22 protein-coding genes are annotated in these 24082 nt (G+C 56.0%); 13 read left to right on the top strand and 9 right to left on the bottom strand.

Going from position 1 to position 24082, the window contains the following annotated elements:
• Window positions 1-13: 13 nt before the first annotated feature.
• From EBB79_RS23555 to EBB79_RS23545, 3 genes are read right to left on the bottom strand one after another with little or no spacing between them, the layout of a single operon-like run.
• A complete protein-coding gene (locus tag EBB79_RS23555) occupies window positions 14-1192 on the bottom strand; it encodes an aminomethyl transferase family protein (RefSeq protein ID WP_127751465.1) in 1179 nt (392 codons plus the stop codon).
• Window positions 1192-2763: a phytoene desaturase family protein gene (locus EBB79_RS23550; protein ID WP_127751464.1), complete on the bottom strand. Its 1572-nt coding sequence runs from the start codon at window positions 2761-2763 to the stop codon at window positions 1192-1194. Before EBB79_RS23550 ends, EBB79_RS23555 begins: the two co-directional genes overlap by 1 nt.
• Before the next feature lie 11 nt (window positions 2764-2774).
• The gene (locus EBB79_RS23545) at window positions 2775-4412 is read right to left on the bottom strand and encodes a phytoene desaturase family protein (protein WP_127751463.1); all 1638 of its coding nucleotides are present in this window, start codon (window positions 4410-4412) and stop codon (window positions 2775-2777) included.
• A 140-nt stretch (window positions 4413-4552) separates the two neighbouring features.
• Between EBB79_RS23545 and EBB79_RS23540 the strand changes: the two genes are divergently transcribed.
• Complete coding sequence (locus EBB79_RS23540; RefSeq protein ID WP_127751462.1) at window positions 4553-5218, top strand: TetR family transcriptional regulator C-terminal domain-containing protein; 666 nt, start codon at window positions 4553-4555, stop codon at window positions 5216-5218.
• Between the two features lie 40 nt (window positions 5219-5258).
• Here EBB79_RS23540 and EBB79_RS23535 read toward each other — a convergent pair whose 3' ends face one another.
• Both EBB79_RS23535 and EBB79_RS23530 read right to left on the bottom strand, forming a co-directional pair.
• Window positions 5259-6389 carry an aromatic ring-hydroxylating oxygenase subunit alpha gene (locus tag EBB79_RS23535; protein ID WP_127751461.1) on the bottom strand — a complete coding sequence of 377 codons (1131 nt, stop codon included), beginning with the start codon at window positions 6387-6389 and terminating at the stop codon, window positions 5259-5261.
• Between the two features lie 171 nt (window positions 6390-6560).
• Window positions 6561-7703 carry an aromatic ring-hydroxylating oxygenase subunit alpha gene (locus EBB79_RS23530; protein WP_127751460.1) on the bottom strand — a complete coding sequence of 381 codons (1143 nt, stop codon included), beginning with the start codon at window positions 7701-7703 and terminating at the stop codon, window positions 6561-6563.
• 368 nt (window positions 7704-8071) lie between these two features.
• On the opposite strand from EBB79_RS23530, the gene EBB79_RS23525 reads away from it, so the two are divergent.
• The 4 genes from EBB79_RS23525 (at window position 8072) to EBB79_RS23510 (ending at window position 11085) form a co-directional block, all read left to right on the top strand.
• A complete protein-coding gene (locus EBB79_RS23525) occupies window positions 8072-8854 on the top strand; it encodes a transporter substrate-binding domain-containing protein (protein WP_127751459.1) in 783 nt (260 codons plus the stop codon).
• Between the two features lie 116 nt (window positions 8855-8970).
• The gene (locus EBB79_RS23520) at window positions 8971-9618 is read left to right on the top strand and encodes an amino acid ABC transporter permease (protein WP_127751458.1); all 648 of its coding nucleotides are present in this window, start codon (window positions 8971-8973) and stop codon (window positions 9616-9618) included.
• Between the two features lie 19 nt (window positions 9619-9637).
• Window positions 9638-10294 carry an amino acid ABC transporter permease gene (locus tag EBB79_RS23515; protein ID WP_127751457.1) on the top strand — a complete coding sequence of 219 codons (657 nt, stop codon included), beginning with the start codon at window positions 9638-9640 and terminating at the stop codon, window positions 10292-10294.
• A gap of 17 nt (window positions 10295-10311) precedes the next feature.
• Complete coding sequence (locus tag EBB79_RS23510) at window positions 10312-11085, top strand: amino acid ABC transporter ATP-binding protein (RefSeq protein ID WP_127751456.1); 774 nt, start codon at window positions 10312-10314, stop codon at window positions 11083-11085.
• 14 nt (window positions 11086-11099) lie between these two features.
• Here EBB79_RS23510 and EBB79_RS23505 read toward each other — a convergent pair whose 3' ends face one another.
• Window positions 11100-12068, bottom strand: a complete 969-nt coding sequence (locus EBB79_RS23505) for a LysR family transcriptional regulator (RefSeq protein WP_127751455.1) — start codon at window positions 12066-12068, stop codon at window positions 11100-11102.
• A gap of 158 nt (window positions 12069-12226) precedes the next feature.
• Between EBB79_RS23505 and EBB79_RS23500 the strand changes: the two genes are divergently transcribed.
• Genes EBB79_RS23500 through alr form a run of 5 tightly spaced genes read left to right on the top strand, consistent with a single transcriptional unit; the run spans window position 12227 to window position 17870 of the window.
• The gene (locus EBB79_RS23500; RefSeq protein ID WP_127751454.1) at window positions 12227-13564 is read left to right on the top strand and encodes an aminotransferase family protein; all 1338 of its coding nucleotides are present in this window, start codon (window positions 12227-12229) and stop codon (window positions 13562-13564) included.
• Window positions 13565-13567: 3 nt separating this feature from the next.
• Window positions 13568-14494 carry a 3,5-dioxohexanoate:acetyl-CoA acetone transferase gene (gene kce, locus EBB79_RS23495; RefSeq protein WP_127751453.1) on the top strand — a complete coding sequence of 309 codons (927 nt, stop codon included), beginning with the start codon at window positions 13568-13570 and terminating at the stop codon, window positions 14492-14494.
• 26 nt (window positions 14495-14520) lie between these two features.
• The gene (locus tag EBB79_RS23490; protein WP_127751452.1) at window positions 14521-15546 is read left to right on the top strand and encodes a histone deacetylase family protein; all 1026 of its coding nucleotides are present in this window, start codon (window positions 14521-14523) and stop codon (window positions 15544-15546) included.
• A 37-nt stretch (window positions 15547-15583) separates the two neighbouring features.
• Window positions 15584-16756, top strand: a complete 1173-nt coding sequence (locus tag EBB79_RS23485; RefSeq protein WP_127751451.1) for an amidohydrolase — start codon at window positions 15584-15586, stop codon at window positions 16754-16756.
• The gene (gene alr, locus EBB79_RS23480; RefSeq protein WP_127751450.1) at window positions 16749-17870 is read left to right on the top strand and encodes an alanine racemase; all 1122 of its coding nucleotides are present in this window, start codon (window positions 16749-16751) and stop codon (window positions 17868-17870) included. The genes EBB79_RS23485 and alr overlap by 8 nt, the downstream gene beginning before the upstream one ends.
• Before the next feature lie 205 nt (window positions 17871-18075).
• On the opposite strand, the gene EBB79_RS23475 is transcribed toward alr, so the two are convergent.
• From EBB79_RS23475 to EBB79_RS23465, 3 genes are all read right to left on the bottom strand, one after another.
• On the bottom strand, window positions 18076-19377 hold the full coding sequence (locus EBB79_RS23475; RefSeq protein WP_127751449.1) for a HipA domain-containing protein: 1302 nt from the start codon (window positions 19375-19377) through the stop codon (window positions 18076-18078).
• Complete coding sequence (locus EBB79_RS23470; protein WP_238705178.1) at window positions 19371-19616, bottom strand: helix-turn-helix domain-containing protein; 246 nt, start codon at window positions 19614-19616, stop codon at window positions 19371-19373. The genes EBB79_RS23475 and EBB79_RS23470 overlap by 7 nt, the downstream gene beginning before the upstream one ends.
• A 353-nt stretch (window positions 19617-19969) precedes the next feature.
• Complete coding sequence (locus EBB79_RS23465; protein WP_127751447.1) at window positions 19970-21091, bottom strand: ROK family transcriptional regulator; 1122 nt, start codon at window positions 21089-21091, stop codon at window positions 19970-19972.
• Window positions 21092-21330: 239 nt separating this feature from the next.
• Between EBB79_RS23465 and EBB79_RS23460 the strand changes: the two genes are divergently transcribed.
• The 3 genes from EBB79_RS23460 to EBB79_RS23450 are packed head-to-tail and all read left to right on the top strand — an operon-like array spanning window position 21331 to window position 24061.
• Window positions 21331-22380: an ABC transporter ATP-binding protein gene (locus tag EBB79_RS23460; RefSeq protein ID WP_127751446.1), complete on the top strand. Its 1050-nt coding sequence runs from the start codon at window positions 21331-21333 to the stop codon at window positions 22378-22380.
• Window positions 22380-23237 carry an ABC transporter permease gene (locus tag EBB79_RS23455; RefSeq protein ID WP_127751445.1) on the top strand — a complete coding sequence of 286 codons (858 nt, stop codon included), beginning with the start codon at window positions 22380-22382 and terminating at the stop codon, window positions 23235-23237. Before EBB79_RS23460 ends, EBB79_RS23455 begins: the two co-directional genes overlap by 1 nt.
• Window positions 23234-24061, top strand: a complete 828-nt coding sequence (locus tag EBB79_RS23450; protein ID WP_127751444.1) for an ABC transporter permease — start codon at window positions 23234-23236, stop codon at window positions 24059-24061. Before EBB79_RS23455 ends, EBB79_RS23450 begins: the two co-directional genes overlap by 4 nt.
• Window positions 24062-24082 lie beyond the last annotated feature (21 nt).

Below are 24082 nucleotides of genomic sequence, written 5' to 3'. Positions count from 1 at the left end.
TCGTGCTCCAGTATCAGAAGGGCCGGGGCGGGGTGGCCCGTGCGCGGGAGTTGTTGAAGAAGGGGTTGTCCTCAATTTCGACCTTCACCAGTCGCTTGTCCCACTGACCCTCTTCATTGACGTAAACCTCGGCCCAGAGATCATCTTTGATCCCTTCGCCATAAGGCGCCTTGAATTCCGCCAGGGCGATATTGCGCTTGGTTGTGGGCGACCAGATACCCGAAGTGACATGGCCGACTTCTTTCTTTTTGCGATGATAAAGCAGCGCGCCATCGGCGGGCTTGAACCCCCCTATGTCGATCTTGCGCAGGTGATAGCGCAGACCTTTCTCCTGTTGCGTCATCAGGGCCCGGCGGCCATTGAAATGACCCTTGTCAAAGGCAACCATCTTGCCAAACCCCAGCTCAAGCGGGCTGCGACCACGCCCCAGGCGGACCGCGGTATGGACCGGTTGAAAATCAACGCCAGCAGCGATGAACCCCGCCTCAATGCGGCAAATGTTCAGTGCTTCAAAGCCAATCACCCGCAGGCCCCAATGATCACCCGCCTGCCAAAGCCGATCCCATAGCGCCAGCGCCTTGTCCCAGGGAACCCAAAGCTCATAGCCAAGATCGCCGGTAAATCCTGTGCGCGAAATCCACAGGTCCGGTTCAATCTCGCGCCAGTCAAAGGGCTTCATGTCGGCAACAGCACCAAGGCCTGCGTCCTGCAGCAGCGAGAATGAGGTTGGCCCCTGCAACGAGAGCGCGGCTATATCGTGGCTCTCATCCCGGATCTCAACGTCAAAGCCCCAGGCAGTGTCTAACAGCCAGGTAAACATCGTCTCCTGACAACACAGTCGAAAATCGGTCTCTGAGAAACGGAAAATCGTGCCATCGTCGATCAACATGCCCTCTTCGTCGCACCACATCGCATAGCCCACGCGACCATCACGCAGTTTGGCGACATTTCGGGTCACCAGCCGGTTCATCACCTTCAGGGCATCCGGGCCGGAGATGCGGTACTTATGCATCGGAGAGATGTCGAACAGCGTCGCCTGATTGCGGATGGCGAAATATTCAAACTCCACCGTGTCCAGTGTCAGCGGCGAGATATAGCCAGCCCAATTGGTCCAGCTTTTGGCGGTGCTCAATCCTTCCAAGCGCGGTTGGAAGGGTGTCTCGATTAGGCCAATGGGAACATGTTTGCTCATCACAGCACCCCGTCTTTCAAAAGTTGCAGGGCACTGTTGCGGCCCGCCACACCAGTGACGTCACCGCCGGGATGGGCGCCCGCACCGCACAGGTAATAGCCGACAGGGCCAAAGCGATAATGGGCCATGCCATTGGCCGGCCGCACGGTGAGGATCTGGTCGATGCCCATCTCGGCATGGTGCCAATGGCCACCGGGTGCGCCGGTCGCAGCCTCGATATCGGCAGGGCTCATCACCTGTTGCTCCAGCACCAGATCGCTGATGCCAGGGGAATATTTTTCGAGTGTCCCAAGGGTAAGCGCCACAAGACGGTCTTGGGCGCTTTTGTCCCAGCCGCCTTCCAGCCCATGTGGCACAAAGCTCACGACAGCCGACAGAATATGCTGGTTGTCAGTGGCAAGACTGGGATCGGTGAGTGAGGGGATCACCAGTTCAATCACTGGATCTGATGGCAGCTCGCCATATTTGGCCGGATTGAAAGCCCGCTCCACATAGGTGGCGCTGGGGGCAATCAGCAGGCGACCCGCTGTCAGCTCGGCACTGAGGCCGGGGAACACCGGGGCGCTTTTGAGCAACAGGTTCACCTTGGCGGCGGTGCCCTTGCAGCGTTGGTTGCGCATGCGGCGCACCGCTTCGACATCGTAATGTTCGGCACCCGCCAGCATCATCGTCGCTTTGGGGCCGGCATTGGACAGCACGGCCCGGGCCTTTAACACCTCTCCATCAGAGAGCGCGACGCCAGCAGCGCGGTCTTCTTCGACCAGAACCCGGGTCACGCCCTTCCCGGTGAGAATGTCAACGCCAGCGGCACGGGCGGCCTGTTCAAAGGCGCGCGACACGGCCCCCATGCCGCCAATTGGCAGCTGCGTTCCTCCACCCTGACCCAAACGATACATCAACGAGAACACCGTGCCGGGTGATCGGGGACCGGCATAGGCCCCGCGAACCGCATCCGCTGTCATTGCGCCGGCCAGCGCGTCATCTGCCAGTTCATCCAGGGTAAGGTCATAGATATTAGACAGGATCACCCGCAGGAATTCGCGCATCTCCTTTTTGCCCATACGCTTAAGATCCAGCCCCAGTTTGGCCAGGCCTGCCAGTTCTCCGAGGGTGGCGAGATCAGTGAGACCGCCGTCAAGCGAGGGTGGCGATTTGGTTGAGAGCTGACCGAGCAGCGCCGCAAAACGAATAAGCCGCGAGATCAGCTCTTCATAGGTGGCGGCCTCGGGGTGGATGGCACCAGACGCAAGCCGCGCCTTGGTGCCGTGAATGACAACGTGGTCGCCATCTTCTTTGAGCGACACAGTGGGCAGTTCTTTGGTCAGAAGCGGGGCCTTGGACGTGCCAATGCCCAATTCCTTGGCGACTTTAGGGTTCAGATTGTACAAAAGATGCGCGATCTGCGGCGCCTGGGCACCGCTGGCAAAAGCTGCATTTCGGGCCATGCCACCACAGCTGTCGTTCTGCTCGATCACGCAGACGGATTTGCCTTTGCGCGCTAGGGTCGCAGCTGCGGCCAGTCCATTGTGGCCGCCACCAATCACAATGGCATCATAGGTTTTAGGGCTCATTGCTATCTCCCTCAGGCCGCATAGCCGCGGATGGCGCGACCTTTGCCGGTATTTCGCAGGATTTCTTTGGCGGCATTGGCACCCGGAGCCGCCATCACGCCACCACCCGGATGCGCCGAGGAGCCGACAATATACATGCCGCTAATCGGCGTGTCGTATTGCGCGTAGCCCGGCACAGGACGGTTGAACAATAACTGGTCGAATGTCAGCTCTCCCTGAAAGATATTACCCTCGGTAAGCCCAACCTCGTTTTCGATATCCAACGGCGTGCGGATCTCTGCATGCAGCGTCTTTGAGCGAATATCAGGGCAGGCCTGTTCCAGTTTATCAAAGACACACTCCGCAAAGCTTTTGCGGGTTTCATCGGTCCAGTTGGTACCGGACCGCACGCCGTTCACCTCTAGATCGTAGGGCGCATATTGGACAAAGACCGTCATCATATGCTTGCCCGGAGGCGCCATGGTTGGATCAATCTGGCTGGGGATCAGCATGTCAAAATAGGGGTTCTGCGACCAGCGGCCCTCTTTCCAGTCATCATAGGCGCGCTCAAGCTCGTTCAGGCTTTCGGAACAATGCATGTCACCCCGCAGAAATGGGGCGCCTTTTGGGGCAGCAGGGAATTTCGGCAGCGCGTCGAGCGCGATATTCAGCTTGCCCGAGGAGCCGCGAATCTTGAACCGTTTGACTGCCTTGGTGAAATCCTCTGGCAGATGTTCTTGGCCGGTGTGTTGCAGGAACGTCCGCTTCACATCCATGTTAGAGGCCACTATGGGCGCGTAGTATTCATCGCCATTTTCCAGCGCGACACCGGTCGCCTTGCCGTCCTTGACAAGGAACTTGTCAACACCCGAGCCCATAACGATTTTGCCACCAGCCTCTTCAAAGCAGGCGCCAAGCGCATTGGAAATCGCCCCCATACCGCCACGGGCAAATCCCCAGGCGCCAATGGCCCCATCCACATCCCCCATGTAGTGGTGCAGTAAAACGTAGGCCGTGCCGGGAGAGTAGACGCCAAGCCCGGTGCCAATAATGCCAGCCCCAGCAATATGCGCCTTGATCAGATCGCTTTCAAAATGCTCATCCAGGAAATCGCCGATCGACATTGACCAGAACCGCAGTGTCTCGCCCAGCTCCTTGGCGCCCAGACCATGCGCCTGTTTCACCAGGAACAGCAGCTCACTGATATCGCGCGGCTTGATCGATGTGGGGTCTGGCGCATTGCGCAGCAGGAAAGGCCGGATAAAACGGCATTGGCGGATCACGGTCTGGCTAAAGCGCTCGTAGGCGTCAACATCATGCGCAGAATGCCGTGCCATTTCACGGCGCAGCGCATCATGGTCGGACATATAGGCAAAATAATCGCCATCGCGGGTAAAACTGGCACCCCCCTCATAGGGAATGACCTGCAACCCGTATTTTGGCAGTTCCAGATCACGCACGATTTCGCGGCGCAGCAAGGAACAGACATACGAACAATTGGAATAGGTCCAGCCGTCATGCAGCGAGCGGCTGACAGCCGCGCCACCGATCCAGTCGTTCTTTTCCACCACCAGCACCTTCAGCCCAGCCTTGGCAAGGTAGCAGGCAGTGGTTAGCCCATTATGCCCGGCGCCCGCCACAATGGCGTCATATCTGTCGTGCTGGCCCATAGAATTCCTCCGTCGTTGGAGAGACCCTAAGTGAAGCGGATTTCCACGTAAAGTTTTTTTGAGCGCTCAAACAAAATTAACAAGCTGACAGCCGCCTAATTTTGTGAAAAAAGGGTCAGATACTCTGGAATGGAAGATAGATGAGCACTGCAGCTGAGAGCGGCCCAAAACCCCGCAAGGAAAGAAAAGGCAACGCGGACATGCGTCGCCGACAGATTTTGGATGCTACCTTTCGTTCGATTGTTGCCAATGGTCTGGCCAAGACAACGCTGGCAACGGTGGCAACCGAGGCGGGCCTGTCGCAGGGTGTCGCCGTGTTCTACTTCAAATCAAAAGGCGGGCTGCTGGCAGAGGCGTTGCGGGACCAGTACCAAAAGTACGAAGATCGCTGGCAGGCCAAGCTTGCCAAATCCTCGCAGGATCCAGCCACACGTCTGCGGGCCATTATCGAGGCCGATTTCTCGCCGGATATTTGTAACTCGGAAACTCTGTCCGTTTGGTTTGCCTTTTGGGGAGAGCAAAAATTCACCCCGCAATATGCCGAAGTCACCGAAGAGTTCATCGCGCGAAGAACCAATGCTATCGGCGAAATATGCGGCGAACTGATCCCGCATGACCAGGCGCACGCCGTTCAGGTGGCAGAATGGATTGATTCCTTTACGGATGGCTGCTGGCAAAAACTACACCTGTTCCCCCGCGAGTACGCCCGGGAACAGGCACTGGAGATGACCTTTGGCCTATTGCGGACGTTGTTTCCGGACAAATCCGATTCTTTTGGCCACCTCACTCCTGATGGAGATAAGTAAGACCGGTGCGGAGCCATCATACCGGTCTGTTTGGGTCAGGCTACTCGGCGGCCTGAATGGGCGCTTCAAGATCGGCGTCCTGTTGCGCCAACCAAATCTGGAAGTCGCGGATTGTGCCTTCGTAATCATCGCCGGCCAGCGGCCCGGGCTGAGCATGTTGTGAATTCAGAGCAATCTGCATGCGCTCCAGTTTTTCGCGGTCCTCTGTATTGACCTCTTCCCACAGCTTGATGCGGGACTGGATGGTGTCTTCGTCGAGATCGTCACCGTAGACGGACATCGTCCATTTCACCCGGATCAGATCAGCAGCGATTGGAAAGATCGACAGAGAAACCAAAAGGCTGGCGGACTGACTGGCCACCTGTGTCGGAAACCGTGCAAACAGAGTTGACCGTTGCTTTTCCTCTGCAGTCAAACCCGGCGCCCCAATGCCGCGGGGTTCAATGCCGTTCGGATAATTCGCGCTATAGGACGTAAAACCCCGGCCCGAAACCGACTTTTTGGCCAATCCGGTGGGGGTATACCCATGCAGCGTTTGCGGATGAACAACCGATAGATGGTAGCCTTCCATGAAATTCTCGATAAGGCATTTCCAGTTTGTATGCCAATTTTCCTCGGCACTGTGAACGACGCGAAACGTGTCAGTCTCATACGGGGCAAGCAGATCGTCCAATGGCTGTGACTCAGTTCCAAAAGGCACGGCATCGCCGTTCAAACTGCAATAGATAAAGCCGTTCCAGATCTGGACATTATGCCCGTGCAGGCGGCAGGACTTGGCATCAAAGCCTGCATTGTCCATCCGTGCGGCCCGTAACAATGCACCATCGCGTCCGTACATCCAGGCATGATAAGAGCACACAAACCGCTTAACGTTGCCGCGCCCTTCGGCCAGTGGCATGCCGCGATGGCGGCAAACGTTTGCCAGCACACGGATTTCCCCATCATCGCCACGCACCACAATCAGCGGTTCATCCAAAAGCTGGACGGTGAAAAAATCGCCTGGATTGGAAATCTCATCCTGTCTGCCAAGGCAATGCCAGCCATTGCGCAGGACGGTGTTTTTTTCCCAGGCGAATTGCTCGGGTGACGTGTAGAAGGCCCCCGGCATTCCCATTGGCCGGTCCGCAGGCAAAGCGGCCAGTTCCTGCAATTTCTTCCGCAATTCAGTCATGAAATCCACCCTTCTGTCAGGCAATAGCTCTCTGTGGCGCGCCCGTTACCCGGGTGCGCAGTGCAACTTGAAGAACAACTGAGCAGCCTTTGCCCCATCGTTCATGAATGTGGTTGTTTTGCTCCGTGGGCCAATTGCCCGACTGGTGCCAGTCCCCGGATTATGGCCGAATCATGTGACCATATTCTCGTCAATCCGCGCCATCAAATACTGGGAAAAGTCGTAATTGGGACGTTCCAGATGCGACAAATGTCCGGGTTTGGCCAGCGTCGATGACAAGCCGTTAAATACCTTTTCCGTGCAGCCACGATCTTCGACGTTTACGTCATCCAGCAGGGCTTTTAGCTCGGCAAAATTCTGCGGCGCATCCACGTCATCCTTGTAGTCATCCGACATGCCGCCGCCAAATCGAATATGCACCTGCCCCGGACCTTTGGGATGCAGGCTGAGGTACCAGAAATAGCCGGGCGTCAAAGTGATCAGCAACGACGGATAAAGGGCAAGCAGGAATGTGGTCCTGCGCTCTTCTCCCTTTAGGCGCGTATTGCTGTCATGCGCCATGGCGATACGCAGCGATTCATCCTTGAGAATGGTGTGATAGTTAAAGGCAGGCAGACCGGGCGGGCAGACCATATCATCCAGTTTGGAAAGACCGCCAATGGTGCCCGCATGGCAGACCGGCAAATGGTAGCTTTCCATGAAGTTTTCGGCCAGAATTTTCCAGTTGGTATCCCAGACATGCTCTTCATAGAAGGCTTCGGTATAATTGGTCATGTCGTAGCCCGCGATCATGTCGTTAACCTGGGCGAGCTGTTCGGCAACAGCCGGGGCCTCTTGATTCAAGGTGATAAACACCCAGCCCAGCCACTCCTCGCAGCGTATTTTGGGCAGTTTGTACTGATCCTTGCAGAACCCTTCGTTCAACTTCATCGCCGGCGCACCGCGCAAAGAGCCGTCCAGATTATATGTCCAGGCGTGATAGGGGCATACAATCGAGCGGGCATTGCCACGTCCATGTAGCAATGTTGACATCCGATGCAGGCAAACATTGGACAGACCCCGTAAAACACCATCGCGATCTCGCATCACCAGGACCGGTTGGCCAGCCAGTTCGCAGGTGGTGTAATCCCCCGGATTGGCCAGACCATCCGCCCGGCCGACACAATACCAATCCTTGGCAAAGACCGCCTCAAGCTCCTGATCATGAAACTCCTGCGTGGTATAAACCTCGGGCGGCATGGCGCGGGCCTGTTCAAAGGGCAACGCTGTATTCTGACGTAACGCCTCTACGGGATCGATGTGATCTTTGGCCATACCTTGGGTCTCCTCTTGCGCTGCATAGTGCATCTGCTTGGTCAGTCTATCGACAACAAATATGTAAAATAGAGGCGCAGACCGATCTATATGTCGGGCTACGTTCCAAATTCTACAGTTTAGGAACTCGCTGGGTTGGGAAATTAGAATTTCGCTTACTATTGGTTTGGTTGCGCCTAAGCCGCTGATGGGTCACCGGCCCGTGGAAAAGACAGCTTTGTCCATAGGCAAGATCTATAACTCAAATTCTTGATATCTATTTGTGCAATGGTTGGGCCTGTGCGAGCGTCAGCACAGAATGACCAGGAGCCGGGGCCGGCCGACTGGAAAACCATAAGAAAAGTCTTAAACCAACAAGGGAGATCATCATGACTACGGGTAGATCGCTTATCAAATTCGCGCTGGCAGCCGGGCTTGCCGTCGCCACCAGCCTGGGCAACGCAACAGCCTCTATGGCCGATGAAATGGCCACGATCAAAGACGCCGGTGTGATGCGCATCGCCATGAGTGGCGCCTATCCTCCGTTCAATTTTGTGAACGACTCGAACCAGGTTGTTGGATTTGACCCGGCTATTGGGGCTGAAATCGGAAAACGCATGGGCATTGAGGTGGAAATCGTCACCACCGCCTGGGACGGTATCATTGGCGGGTTGCTGGCCAACAAATACGACGCCATCGTCGGCTCCATGTCGATCACCTCCGAGCGTCAGGAAGTGGTTGATTTTGTCGGACCTTACTACACCACCAAACGCGCTATTTTTGCCAAACCCGGCGGCATCACCTCAGCCGCCGAACTGGCCGGGGCCAAGGTGGGCCTGACGCTTGGAGAAACCCACGAGGCATGGGCACGCGAACAAGGCTATGAAGTGCGCACATATAAAGGGCTGCCAGAGCTGTTGCTTGAACTGGAAAATGGCCGGGTGGATGTGATTGTAAACGATTCAATCGCGGCAATTCTCGCCATGAAGGAAACTGGCCAGCAATATGTGATGATCACCGACCTTGAGACCGAAGAGTTCGGCGCCGGTATTGCGATCCGCAAGGGCAACCCCGAGCTGGCCGCTGCAATGCAAGCTGCACTGGATGCGATGATGGCCGATGGCACTTATCTAGAGATTGCCAACACCTGGGTTGGCGGCGATATCCGCTAACAAAAGACAATGATCACCCCGCCTGACCATTCGGGCGGGGACACCAATGCGCGGGTTGTTCCACTCAAAAGTGCGGGACTGAGACCTCCAAGTGACTGTTCAGGGGAAAGACCACAGTGGACTATGAGCTGATGCAACGGGTCTTTCCGTTCTTTCTGGAGGCGGCCTGGACTACAATTTTGCTGTCGGTCCTGACGGCGATCCTGGGTGTAAGCTGCGGGATCCTTGGGACTGCGGCGCGGCTGTCACGATTTTTGGTATTTCGCTTTCTGGGCGCGGCCTATGTCAGCCTGTTTCGTGGCACCCCTGCGCTTATTCAGTTGTTCATCCTGTATTTTGGCGGACCACAGATCGGCATTCAGCTGGATGCATTTGAGGCCGGGGTGATTGGCCTGGGCGTGAATGTCGGCGCCTATATGACCGAGACCATGCGCGGTGCCATTATTGCCGTCGATAAAGGCCAGGCCGAGGCGGCGCGGACATTGGGGATGAGCCGCTGGCAGGCCATGCGCAAGGTGATCCTGCCGCAGGCGATGCGTCTGATGATCCGCCCCCTTGGGGTGAACATCAATGCGCTGATCAAAAGCACCGCGCTGGTGGCCGCGATTTCAGTGGTGGAACTGACCTACACCGCGCAGCGTTACATCGGATCAACCTACAAACCCTTCGAGATGTTTCTGATCGCGGGCGTTCTGTACATGATCATCATTTACATTGTCGGGCTGGGCGTCGCCTGGGCTGACCGCAAAGCGCGCATCACTTAGATCGGGAAAGGAAGACCTTATGGGTTTAGATTTCAGCGTTATTCCAAAGTATCTCGACATTGTGCTGCTTGGCGCTGTTTGGACCATTGCCATCACCATAGGGGCTGCCGTTGTCAGTTTTTTCGGCGGTATCATACTGGCCATTATCGCGCTTTATGCCCCAAAGATCATAAGCTGGCCGTTTCGGGCATTTTCATTCCTGTTCCTTGGCACACCGCTGCTGTTGCAGCTGTTCCTGATCTACTTTGGCCTGGTGCAGATTGGCATCGACGTGCCGGCCTTTATGGCAGGCGTCATCGGGTTAGGCCTGCATTTCGCCGTCTACAATTCCGAGCTGTTCCAAACCAGTATCCTGGCTGTGGACAAGGGCCAGAACGAGGCCGCAAGAACGCTGGGGCTAAGCAGGCTGCAAGCGCTCCGCAAAGTGATTGTCCCGCAGGCCGTGCGCGATGTGATCCCGCCCATTGGCAACAATATGATCGCATTGCTTAAGGATTCAGCCCTGGTGTCGGTGATCGGTGTATCCGAGCTGACGTTATCCGCTCAACGCGCCATCGGCAGCACCTATCGACCGTTTGAGTTCTATGTGCTGGTGGCCATCATCTACTATATTATCAATCTCGTTATGGAAGCTGTGTTGCGCCACGTAGAACGTCGCATTCAAGTTTCACGATGATCGGCAAGGAAAGCAAAATGAGCGATCAGCCCCCCTTTATTGACATCCGTCACGCCCAGAAAAGTTTCGGGACGCTGGACGTTCTGAAAGATATCAGCCTGCAGGTCGAGCGCGGTCAGATTGTTGCCATCATCGGCCCCTCAGGCTCCGGCAAAAGCACGCTGTTACGGGCAATCAACGATCTGGATCCGCTGACCGGTGGCGAAATCTGGCTCGAAGACAAACAGATCAACAAGACCCTGCCACATCGCCAATATGAAAAGCACATCAACGAAGTGCGGCAGGAAATCGGCATGGTGTTTCAGCATTTCAACTTGTTCCCGCATTTGAAGGTGCGCGAGAACGTGACCATGGCGCCCAAGATGTTAAAGGGGCTGTCCGAGGCCCAGGCCAACGCCCTGGCCGAAGAACAATTGACCAAAGTTGGCATGATCGAGCGGATTGACTATTACCCCTCGCAACTGTCCGGCGGGCAGAAACAACGGGTAGCAATCGCACGGGCGCTGGCAATGAAGCCCAAGGTGATGCTGTTTGACGAGGCCACTTCGGCGCTGGATCCCGAATTGGTCGAAGAGGTGAACCTGGTTATGAAAACGCTAGCGGAAGAGCATATGACCATGATCATCGTCACCCATGAAATGGGCTTCGCCGAAAGCGTATGTGATCGGGTCTTATTTATGGATCAGGGGGTTGTGGTCGAAGAAGGCCCGCCAGAGGTGATCTTTCGCAATCCGACCAATGAACGCACCCGGAATTTCCTGCGCAAGCATCTTGCAGGGCAGGTCGGCTAGATGTCTCCACAGCATTAACGGTAACTGCGGTCTTCCATTGGGGTCTCTTCAATGGTCTGCAACAACCCGTCGAGCAAAATCTGCTCGGCGCGGTTCTTGGTGGCGCGTTCGCTCCAGACCAGATGAACGTCAATCGGCGGCAGATCGTCATAGGGCGGAACCTGCCAAAGCTGGCCGTCACGTACATCGCGGGCCGCGACGTGAACGGGCAGGGGGCCAACGCCAAGACCGGACATAATCATCCGCCGCACCTCTTCCAAATGGCTGGAGACGCCGGTGATTTTCTGCCCCAAGGCGGCCTGTGCCCGCATGACTGTGACGGGCTTCAAAACGTCCTGTAACCGGTCGGTTTCAAAGCTGACCGAGGAATGGCCCTCGAGATCGGCAATCGTCAGATCATCACGCCCGAACAGAGGGTGAGGCGGACCGCAGAACAGGCCGAAATATTCACGAAACACCCGCCGATATTCCAGTCCGGGACTGTGGTTTCCGACCAGGCAGATCGCAAAAGACACCCGCTTGGCGGCAACTTCGGCCAGGGCTTTGGAACTGGACAGCACGTCAATAGTCAGGGTCGCATGCGGGTGTGCGGTGTGAAACTTGGCCAGGGCCTGATCCACCAGCGGGCTGACCACGTGGCTGGCCACGGCGATGCGCACATGGCCGCGCACATCATCGGTCATCTCCCGCATCAAGGTCGACAACCGCAGCACCGAACCGTTGATCTCAACCGCTTCGCGGTACAACAACCGCCCCGCTTCGGTCAGCGCATAATGCCCCGGCGAGCGATTGATCAATTTGCGCCCAACCCGATCTTCCAGCCGCTTTAGTGCGGTGGACACTGTGGGCTGTTTGAGCCGCATTTGGTTTGCGGCGTCGGTCACCGAGTGGCTTTCGGCCAAAATGACAAAAGTGCGCAAGAGGTTCCAGTCAAGCTCTCGCGCGATACGCTCGGGTTCATACTGCGGATCATGCTTGTCCATAGGCGCCTTCAATATCTGGAATTTCGATTATCTATTTGAACTATATTACCGTCTCTCGCATGGTTTCATCAAGACCACATTCACGGCTCAGATGCAGGCAGCAGAGCAGCCCTGCGGCGGCTTGGACAGGTGGTGGTGGCAAAGTGAGAAAGCAGACAATGAGTAATCTTTTCTACCAGGCGCAGGGGCGCAAACCCACTCTGGATCAGTCCCGGGGCGTTTATATGTGGGATCAGGACGGTAAGCGCTATCTGGACGGCTCATCCGGTGCGATGGTCTGCAACATCGGCCACTCAAACGAAAACGTGCTGACGGCGATGCGGCGTCAGATGGAGAAATCAACCTTTGGCTACCGGTTGCATTTCGAGACCGAAGCCTCCGAGCATTTGGCAACCAAACTGGCCAATCTGATGCCTGAAGGGCTGAACAAGGTTTTCTTTGTCTCCGGCGGGTCTGAGGCCGTCGAGACCGGATTAAAACTGGCACGGCAATACGCTGTGACAACGGGACAAGGCAGCCGCTGGAAGGTGATTTCACGGGCGCCGGGTTATCATGGCTGTAGTCTGGGCGCACTGGCGGTCACCGGTTATGCGCCGCTCACCGCGCCGTTTGAGCCAATGATGCGACAAATGCCAAAAATCCCCGCACCCCGCGCCTACCTTGATGGGCTTGATGCGGATGACCCGGCCACGGGCCTGCATTACGCAGATATGCTCGAGCAGAAGATTCTGGCCGAAGGACCAGACAGCGTGTTGGCCTTTCTGGTTGAACCCGTTGGCGGCGCATCAACTGGGGCTTTGGTGCCACCGCGCGGCTATATGGAACGGATCCGCGAAATATGCACCCGCCATGGTGTATTGCTGATCATGGACGAAGTGATGACCGGGGCCGGGCGGACCGGGAAATTCCTCGGTTCGGACCACTGGCTGGCGCGGCCCGATATTGTAGTGATGTCCAAAGGGCTGGGCGCGGGATATATGCCACTGGGTGCGATGATCGCCGATGACCGGCTGGTTGCTCCGGTTCTGGATCAGGGCGGTTTTGCCCATGGTTTCACCTATGCAGGCAATCCGCTGGCCTGTGCGGCCGGTCTTGCCGTGGTGAATGAAATCGAAATGCAGGGGCTATGTGCAAATGCCGCTGAACAAGGCGACAGGCTTTTGGCACGGCTGAACGGCTTGATGCAAAAATACGAGTTGATTGGCGATGTGCGCGGCAAGGGATTGCTGACAGCGTTTGAGTTTATGGCTGACCGAAACAGCAAAGCGCCCCTTCCTGCAGGTCTGAATGCCCATCAACGCTTTGTAGACATCGCCTATGCAAAGGGGTTGATTGTCTATTCCCGCCGAACGCGCGATGGCACCCATGGCGACCATATTCTGGTGTGCCCACCGCTGATTGTATCCGATGCCCATATGGATGAGATCGTCGAGGGCCTTGATGCCAGTCTGGCGCAGTTCAGCCACGAAATTTACACCGAACTGAAGGCCGCATAAGCGATGACAAAAGTTCTGATTACCTGCGCTGTTACCGGCTCTATTCACACGCCCTCGATGTCGCCCTATCTGCCGGTCACCGCCGATGAAATTACCGAACAGGCACTGGCAGCGGCAGCCGCCGGGGCATCCATTTTGCACCTGCATGCGCGCAATCCCGATACCGGTCAGCCCTCGGCGCTGGTCCAGGACTTCATGGCGTTTTTACCGCGTTTGAAACAGGCCACAGATGCGGTTTTGAACATCTCGACCGGGGGCAGTGCGGTGATGACGCTGGACGATCGCCTGGCCGCGCCAAAACGGGCTGAACCAGAAATGTGCAGCCTGAATATGGGCAGTATGAACTTCGCCCTGTACCCAGCCGCCGCCCGTATTTCCGAATGGAAGCACGACTGGGAAAAGCCGTTTCTGGAAAACTCGGATGATCTGGTTTTCAAAAACACCCCGCGCGACATAACCCGCATCCTGACCGAAATGGGCACCGAGCGGGGCGCCCGGTTCGAGTTTGAGTGCTATGATATCAGCCATCTATATATGCTGAAACATTTCGTCGACCGTGGGTTGGTGCAACGACCATTGTTCATTCAATTTGTCTTTGGCGTCTTGGGCGGTATGGGACCCGACCCCGAGAACCTGATGCATATGAAAGTGATCGCCGACAAGCTGTTTGGCGATGATTATATGTTTTCCGTTCTGGCGGCCGGGCGTCATCAGATGCCCCTGATCACCATGGCGGCCGCGATGGGGGGGCATGTCCGTGTCGGGCTAGAGGACAGCTTGATGATCGCGCGCGCGACATTGGCCAAAACCAACGCCGAGCAAGTCGTCAAGATACGGCGGATCGTCGAGGATCTGGGCCGTGACATTGCCACCCCAACCGAAGCCCGCGCGATGCTGGGCTTAAAAGGTGCCGACCGCACTGCGATCTAAGCACAACACTAAGACAGGATAAGCAGATGCAGGCGATATTTGACGACCGACAGTGGCACCATGATCCCAAACATTTCATGGCCAACGGCAAGATTTTGCCAAACCCTGAGCAACCCAAACGTATTGAGGTTCTGCGCGCCGGCGCCACGGCGGCGGGCTGTGTTTTTGACGCGCCAAAAGATGCTGGTCTGGGCCCGATTGCAGCGCTGCATACAGCCGAATATCTGACCTTCCTCAAGAATATTTACCGGCGCTGGCAGTATATTGACGGCGCTGGCGACGAAGTGATCCCCAATATTCACCCCGCGCGTCGCAGTGACAGCTATCCAAAATCCGCCAGCGGCCAGTCCGGCTATCATCAGGCGGACACGGCTTGCCCGATTGCCAAAGGAACCTGGGAGGCGGCCTATTGGTCGGCACAATCAGCGATTACAGGGGCCGATTTATTGGTCGGCGGCACCCGGTCAGCCTATGTCTTGTCGCGCCCACCCGGGCATCACGCCTTTGGCGATCTGGCCGGCGGCTTTTGTTTCCTCAACAACGCAGCCATAGCCGCCGAACGGTTGCGCGCCGCAGGTCTGCGGCCTGCAATTGTCGATGTTGATGTGCACCACGGCAACGGCACCCAAGGCATTTTCTATGACCGCGAAGACGTTCTAACGGCCTCTATCCATGCCGATCCCGAGCGATTTTACCCGTTCTTTTGGGGCCATGCCCAAGAGCGCGGAACCGGGCAGGGCTTGGGCTACAATCTTAACCTGCCACTGGCACGGGGAACGGATGATGATGGCGTTCTGAAAGCCCTGGACACCGCGCTTGAACGCGTGGCGATGTTTGGCGCAGATGTGCTGGTGGTCGCCTTGGGGTTGGATGCGTCAATTGATGATCCATTTCAGGGATTTGCAGTCACACAAGACGGATTCTCCCGGATTGGGGCGGCCCTGGCCGAACTGGGACTTCCTGTATTGTTTGTGCAAGAAGGCGGCTATCTGTCTGACAGTCTGGCGATCAACCTGACCCGCTGCCTGACCGGCTATCAATCCGCCTGTTAAAGTATGGCCATCTGGCCCAAACGTGAAAGAGCCTCGCATGGCACCTGTCCTGACCGATGACCAGATCCTTCAACTGGGCGCATTGCGCCGCGCCTTGCATCAAACCCCCGAAGTCTCCGGCGAAGAAATACAGACCGCAGCGCGGATCGCGCTGGAGCTGGCGCAGGCCGGTGCAGACCGCATTTGGACAGGTCTTGGCGGTCACGGCGTCGCCGCCGAATTTAAGGGCAGCCAACAGGGCCCAACCGTTCTGATCCGCTGTGAGCTTGACGGGTTGCCAATCCAAGAGGTTTCAGAGGCTCCGCATCGCTCTGAATATGCAGGCAAGGGGCATCTCTGCGGCCACGACGGTCATATGGTGATGGTGCTTGGTCTGGCCTTAACCCTTGCCAAACGGCCGCAACACGGGCGGGTCATCTTGCTGTTCCAACCGGCCGAAGAAACCGGTGCAGGGGCAGCGGCAGTGATTGCCGATCCGCGCTGGCCCCAGATCCGCCCCGATTATGCCTTTGCCTATCACAATGTTCCGGGCCGCCCTCTGGCAGAGATAGGTCTCTGCCTGGGACCCAGCAATTGCGCCTCGCGGGGGATGAAAATCAACTTTACGGGTAAAACCTCACATGCAGCCGCCCCCGAAGACGGCATCTCTCCCGGATCGGTGATGGCACAGTTGATGCAGGACCTGCCGCTGCTTGGCCCCGGTGGCCCAATGCAGGATGATTTTGCCCTGGCCACCCTGACCCATGCCCATCTGGGAGAGCCGAGTTTTGGCATCGCGCCAGGCAGCGGCGAGCTGCGGTTGACCCTGCGCAGCCAAACGGACGCCCGGATGGACCAAATGGTTGCAGATGCTGAAAACTTGCTGGATGCAGCGCTGGATCAGGTGGATGGTCTGCAGGCTCAGATCACCTGGCATGACGTGTTTTTAGCAAGCGTGAATGCAGCCGAGGCGGCGGATCTGGCAACGGCGGCTGCCCAAAAGCTGGATCTGGCGCAACATGTTATGACCACCCCAATGCGTTGGTCCGAGGATTTCGGCCGCTTTGGTTTGGACGGTGCCACATCAGCGATGCTGTTTATTGGTTCGGGCGAGGATCAGCCACAGTTGCACAACCCAAACTTTGACTTCCCGGACGCGCTGATACCGACCGGCGTCTCGCTGCTTGCCCGGATTCTCGACCAGATCCTGGCCACTCCAACCCATGACTGACCCGACGCCGGAAAGCTCGTGGTGTGAGATTTCGCTGCCAGCGATATCGCACAATCTGTCCCATGCTCTGGACCGGCTGCCAAAAGACACCCAGCTTTGCGCGGTCGTCAAGGCCGACGCCTACGGGCATGGTATTGAAAACGTGGTGCCGCTGCTGATCGCGCAGGATGTCAGCTATATTGGGATCGCCTCAAATGCCGAGGCCCGCGCGGTGCGTGATCTGGGTTATTCGGGCAGAATATTGCGCTTGCGCATGGCCACTCCGCAAGAAGTTGAAAACGCGCTGGATTGCCATGTTGAAGAAATGGTCGGATCGTTGACTGCTATGCGGTCACTGCTTCAGACCCTGGGCCAGGCGGCGCTTCCCCGGCTGCATATTTCGCTGAATGCAGACGGCATGTCACGCGACGGGCTAGAGCTTTCAACCGCACAAGGCCGCGATGCTTGCCTCAAGATCCTGGACTTGGCGCAGAACCGTGTGGCCGGGCTGTGTACGCATTTCCCGTCAAACCTCGCCGCGGATCTGGCTGCCAGCATTGCACGGTTTCAAAAGGATCAGTCCTGGATCTTTGACCACAGCCCGTTGCATCGCAACGATGTCCTGATACATGCGGGCAGCACCCTGACGCTGTGTTCGGGTCAGGATCCCAAAACCGACGTTATGCGCTGCGGTGCGATTCTATACGGCATTGCTGGACTGCGGCCTGACTTTCAATCGACCCTTGCCTTGAAGTCACGCGTGATCAGCGTCGGCAAATATCCAAAGGGCAGCACAATCGGCTATGATCGCACCACATGCCTCCCGCAGGATAAAGTGCTGGCCAGCATCGCGCTCGGCTATGCCAACGGCTATTGTCGGCAATTATCTGGCTGCGGCGAAGTGCTGATCCACGGGCAACGCCTGCCGGTCATGGGCAAGATTTCGATGAATACGATTGTGGTGGATGTGACCACTTTACCTGACGTGGCCATCGGGGATGAGGTTGTCGCCTTTGGTCAACAGGGTAACCAAGCCATCGACGCGCAGGGAATTGAGCACCTGACCGGCACGATCATGGCCGATCTGTTCAGCGACTGGGGCCAACGCAACCCGCGCATTGTCCGCCAAGGGTAATTGACCCTACTCACGAACAGCAAACGCGTAATCGATGTTATGTTACCTATATTCAGATGAAGTGCCCGCAGCCTGTATATTCGCTCTGGCTCCCCGGCTATTTGCGGACATATATTCAGAATATCGTTCAAGGACCAAGCGGGCTCTGTTGAACGCTTGAGAGGGATCAATATTGGCCCAGGGCTGATCTTCAAATGATCCCACTTCAAGGTCGATTTATAACGATTAGGTCTCCATCCGGTATCTCAACCCCACAATCTGCTGCAGCTTTGAGATGTTTGCCTTGTTCTGCAAGCACGTCTCGGAAACGCTTCTTTACAGGACCCCTCATGTCTTTCATCATATCGATGGCCTTCGCTACCATTCCGCAAACCATGCGCTGATGCGCCTTCGTAAAGGACCGCATGCCGAGCTCCCTTGCAAAGACATCTAGGTCATCGCCTGTGATTTCGTCGGTCATTTGCGCTGCGCCAATCCGGAAGGACATTTCATGTGTGACTTCAGGATCAATAATGGTCGGCACGACGTCATAAATCGGTGCCAACTCAGGATTGAAGCCCCGGTAGAGAAGCGCATGATTTTTGGCATGGTTGTCGGTGTTCCCGAGAAGCAGATTGGCAAGCGTAATCTTCAACATGGCAAGTCTCGCGACACCAGGCTGTGCGGTCTTGGCGATGATTCCTCCGATCGCATGCGCATCGAAGCGCGGGATTTGCCCATTCGCCTTGCGCTGGTATTTCAGATCAGCAGACAAGCCCAGTGCCTGGCAGAAGTCTTCTTGGTGAATGCGGCTGACCTTGTCATTATGTACAATGCGATCGAACCGTTCGATGAGCAGGGCTTGAAGGTCGCCATCTCCGATCACTTCGCAAGCAGCCACAGGATGCTCTTGAAAGGCCATCATGGCCTCCATAGCCATGTATTCCTGCTGGACTTCGCTCATCTTAATGAGACGCGGCACCTTTAAAATGTGGGTCGTCGGCACCCGGCGACCAGACTTAGGCAGCGCAAAGCTTCCATCCGGGAGCCTCGCCAGGGCTACCTTGCCCTGTACGCCTGCAAGTGGCGAGGGATCAACTTGACCAGTTGGCAGACGGCGGTGGTCGCGCAGTGATGTTATGATCTCAACAAGCCCCTCATCCGACACGGGCTCATAATCTGCTGACAGAATGCCGGGCGCTTTCGGCGCTCCCTCACCTTCTGGCCCACAGGATATAGCTCCGGGACAATCTGCGCCGAGATGAAAGAGTAGTCCAACGAAGTCGGTCCGCTCGACCCCATGGCGGCGGATAACTTGCTCAAGCATCTCGTTCTCGAACAGTAGGTTGGAGAAAAAGCCACGCGTTTCTTTATCTTTGAAGGGTTGGTCCTGGACTGGTAAGCTCAGAGAGACTGGATGCGGAAGGTCATCGCGTAGGTAGCGAAAGCTTGTCGAGCCATCATCAAGGCGAACCAGTTTGCCAACAGGCGCCTCCACGCCCTCTATATGGACATCAACCGTCAGCACTCGGATTGCTCCCGCACGAAAATATCGAGACCGATATCAGCGCAGATCTGCAACACCAGCCCGAACTGCGCTGTTTCCTTGCCCAGCTCGATCGCGCGAATTGTTGGCCGGGAAATCCCGGTTTGCAGCGCTAAACCCTCTTGAGTAATGCCCACCTTCTTGCGATGGCGGCGTATCTGCTGGCCCAGGTCCTTTGTTCCTCGCAGGTGCCGGTATCTGTTGGAAAAGTTCTTTTCCATTTCTGCCACTTCGGTGTCCTCCTCGAAATATGGAAACGACCCTTTCCATTTACATTGGAAAGAGATGTTTTGCAAGTAATGGAAACGATCCTTTCCATTCATTTGTTTTTTTGCATCACGGTCAGAAAAGGAAATTCAGGAATTGAGCCGCCAAGACGCCGAAGAGAGACTTGTCTTCGTTCGCGATCGACCACTTATTCTGATGGCCTATGCTGCGGATGTTTTTTCGATGGTGCAGCCGGACTGCGGGCGGTTTACCAATTTCTCATATTGGATCGCCCCGAGGCTGCTACGCCGAGAGGGCTAGCAAGTGGCAAAAATTTGGAAACGATGGTAGCGAAACTGCCGCCGTGCTAAAAAATCAAATTGCGCGCAGGTAGAATAGCGGCGCCGTGAATGGCGGCATCACCGTAAATTCGGCTGGGCAGCAACATAGGAAAAGGCAAGACTTCGCCGTAGCGGTTCGCAGTTGGGTGCTCGCATATCCCGATCAACATTTCGCGCAACGCCGCCGGGGCCTCGCCGCCAAAAAAGATCGCTTGTGGATCGACAATCGACCGGATGGCCCGAATAGACAAGTTGAGCGCCGGAGATACCTCTTGCAGCCATTCCCCCACGGCGGGCCAGTTGGGGTCGAATTTCTGCTGCAAATCCGGAATGCCACTAAGAGCCACACCACTGGCATTCAACCGCTTGACCAGTTCACCAAGCGCCGGGCGGCTGGAGAATGTATCCCCAGCCAACAGCGTGCCCAACTCGCCGGCGTTACCAAATCCGCCAATCAAAGCATGGCCTTCATTGACGATGCCGCCACCATACCCGAAATTGAAAGACAGGTAGGCCAGATTTTGGTACCCGTCATTTCTGGCCCTATGATGTTCGGCGATCACGGCGCAGGTTGCGTTGTTCTCGGTAAACGCAGCAAGCCCCAGGGTATCACGAAAGGTGTCATCAATCGGCATTCCAGACCAGTTTTTTATGGGCACTGGAACAGTAAACCGGTTCATTTTTGAAATCCGATAACCCTGCATCGCGACCCCAACACCGATTGCAGCGCGGTTTTGCAGTTCAGCTGATGTGGTCCATTCAGCACGAATGCGGCGCAGCTCGTCCAACGCGCCATCGGGATCATTGGGGGCGGCGAGCAACTCGGTGCGCAATAACTCAACGCCGGACAGATCCACTGCGATCAACTGTATGTTGTCTGAACGAACCGAAACCCCAAGTGAATAGGTCGCCTGATTGTTCAAAACAACCAATGGACTGGGCTTGCCCCGACCTTTGATCACCGCTTTTTTACTGCACAACAAGTTTTGCTCAGTCAAACCTTCAACGAGCCGATGCACCGACTGCTGAGACAAGGTGGTGAATTCCGTGATCTCAGACCGTGCAATGGGTTCATGGGCGCGCACGATGCCCATTATCTTGCGTTCGCTTCGGCTTAGAACCGGTCTATCCATGTGTGTCAGCGTCATCCAATTCCTCCCTAAAGACCGCGCAAGGAACACGAGTCCTCTCTAGGTACCCTACCCTATTCCTAGCAAACAAACAGAAATTTCCGATGTTTGATCAGACCTTTAGACTCCCGTGAAAAAAAATTTGACTCTTGCTACTTTATTATTACAAATTATAGGTAATAAATGTGTAGCGGCGACTTCGCAAGAATGAAAGCACTGAATCAGTGCGACGCCCTCGCACAACGGAGGGGAAATACGTGAGTACAATTGATATCGAAGGTCTGGAGATGCGCTTTGGGGTATTCACGGCTCTCAAAGACATTTCAGTAAGTGTCAAGGAAGGTGAATTTGTTACTCTTCTTGGCCCTTCGGGATGCGGAAAAACAACTCTGCTCAAGCTCATTTCAGGTTTTCTTACGCCCACAAATGGCAGCATCAAAATAGCAAACAAAGATGTGACTCTAACGCCACCCGAACACCGGGACACGGCGCTTTGTTTTCAGTCTTACGCGCTGTTTCCGCACCTGACGATCGGTGATAATATTGAATTTGGCCTCAAGCAGCAAAAGATTAGCAAACCCGAGCGCGGGCGGCGTTTGGCGGAAATGGCGGGTCAACTGGCGCTCGACGCACAACTGGACAAACTGCCAAACCAATTGTCGGGCGGGCAACAACAACGCGTGGCCTTGGGTCGGGCGCTGATCATGCGCCCCGGCGTTATCCTGTTTGACGAACCACTGTCCAATCTGGATGCCAAACTGCGCGACTCGGTGCGGGTCGAAATTCGGCGCATTCAGCGCGAAAACAACCTGACAGCGGTTTATGTGACCCATGACCAGTCCGAAGCCCTGGCAATGTCTGACCGGGTGATGGTCCTGAATGGTGGCGTGATTGAGCAATGTGCCCCACCAGAAGAACTATACAACGCCCCCGCCACAAGTTTTGTGGCCGACTTTATCGGCGGCGCAAATATCATGGAGGTCGAAGTAACCGGCGAGACCGAACCTGGCGTTTACAAACTGAACACGCCGCTGGGTGTGCTGATCTCAAAGAGCGGTCGGGTGCCTCCTGGGAAACGGATTAGGGCCTGCTGGCGACCAGAATCGGTGAAGCTTGGCGAGCTGTCAGTGAATACTTTCACTGCCAAAGTGACGGATCGCCAATTCCAGGGCAGCTATACAGATCTGCATGTCGATGTGAACGGCCATTCTTGCGGCCTGAAAACCCCAAACCCCAATATTTTCCCCGGCGAAAACATAGACTGTGGGTTGGATCCATCTGATGTGATTTTGCTGGAGGCGATCTGATGACCCTAAGGAAATGGGTAACGGTGATTGCGCTGCTAACGCCCGGACTTGGGCTCATCATCGCAATGATCGGCACCGTAGTCTACATGGCTATCGCGCAATCGTTCGGGCTGTACAGCCTACTGGGTGACAGTGAATTCAGTACCGAGTTCTGGGATAAGATGCTGGGCCGCCGTGCCTACTACAAATCGGTCAAATATTCTTTGTATATCGGCACCTTCAGCGCGATCCTCTCAGTTGCCCTGGCCTACCCGCTGGCAATCTGGCTGCGCAAACCTTTCAAAGGCTCGTTGGCGGTTGGCGCGATTTTGAAGGCCCCATTGTTGGTGCCCGGTCTGGTTGCAGCATTTCTGTTCATCAACGTGATTTCGTACAACGGCATTCTGAACCAATTCATGCAGTGGCTGGGGTTATGGGACGAACCACACCGGCTGCAAAACGACAGAAATGGCTTTGGCATTCTGGTCTTGCAGACCTGGAAACAAATGCCTTTTGCCCTTTTGCTATTGACCAGCGCGGTACAGGGTATCAGCGACGATATCTTGGATGCCGCCCGCGATCTGGGGGCCGGGACATTTGCCCGCTTCCGCAAGATCATTGCGCCGATGACAATTTCGGCGATGCAGGCGGCCTTGGTGATTATCTTTATCGGTGCGGTTGCTGACTTCTCGTTCCAGGTCATCGCAGGGCCGACCAATCGTCAGTCTCTGGCGCAGTTCATGGTGTTCTTCAAAGACAGTGGACGCTGGCATGACGCGGCGGTTGTCGGGGTGACCTTGATGGGGGCCGCCTTGTTTGGCTCTGCCCTTTTGGCGGTGGCGGCCCGGTTTGTTCTTAAGGGTGGGCGTCTGAAATGAGCCAGGCAACAATCAATAAAATCCTGCTATATGTGCTGATTGCCGTCTGCGCCCTTTGGTTGGTCATTCCTTTCACCATGGCGGTGCTGTGGTCCTTAGTTGATCCGGCAGAGCCTTGGACGGCTGACAAACTGCTGCCACCGGTGATGTCGACCTACCGTTGGTCGCATATGTGGGCAAACTCTTCGCTAAAACCGGCCTTAATCAACTCTTACATTCTGGCTCCAAGTGTAGCAGTCGTGACTTTGATACTGGCGGCGCCGACAGCCTATGCCTTCGGTCGCATCCAATTCCCGGGTCGTGAAGTGGTCAAGCTGATCGCGCTGTTGCCTTTGGTGGTACCCGGTTTTGTGACCGCGGTCTTCTTTACCTCGATCATTTTCCAGATGGGCCTGCACGCCTCACGATTTGGTGCCATCCTGTTTGCCCATAGTGTCATTTTGATGCCCTATGCGATCCGGATTTTGACGGTGAGCTTCGAGCAGGTTCGCCAAGACCATATTGACGCGGCGCGGGACTTGGGCGCGTCCGTTATCGAACGGTGGAAAGTGGCTTACCTTCCCGCGCTAAAGCCCGGGATAATGGCGGCCCTGCTGATCGTATTTATCCAGTCCATCGAGGAGTTCGCGATCGCTTTCATCGTCGGCTCACCCAGCTTTGTGACAGTACCGACATTACTGTTCTCGACTCTTGGTCAGGATTTCGTCCGACCCAATGCTGCTGTTCTGGCTCTCATCCTGATCGTGCCAAACGTAATCATGATGCTGATCCTGGAACGGCTCCTGAAATCGGCCAACCCAAGCCTAAGCTCGGGCAAAGGCTGATCAATCTATCTGCGAACGACC

This window comes from Parasedimentitalea marina (assembly GCF_004006175.1).
Classification (GTDB): Bacteria; Pseudomonadota; Alphaproteobacteria; order Rhodobacterales; family Rhodobacteraceae; genus Parasedimentitalea; species Parasedimentitalea marina.
The sequence above is the reverse complement of the archived record's forward strand: the minus strand, read 5'-3'. Positions and strand labels throughout refer to the sequence as shown.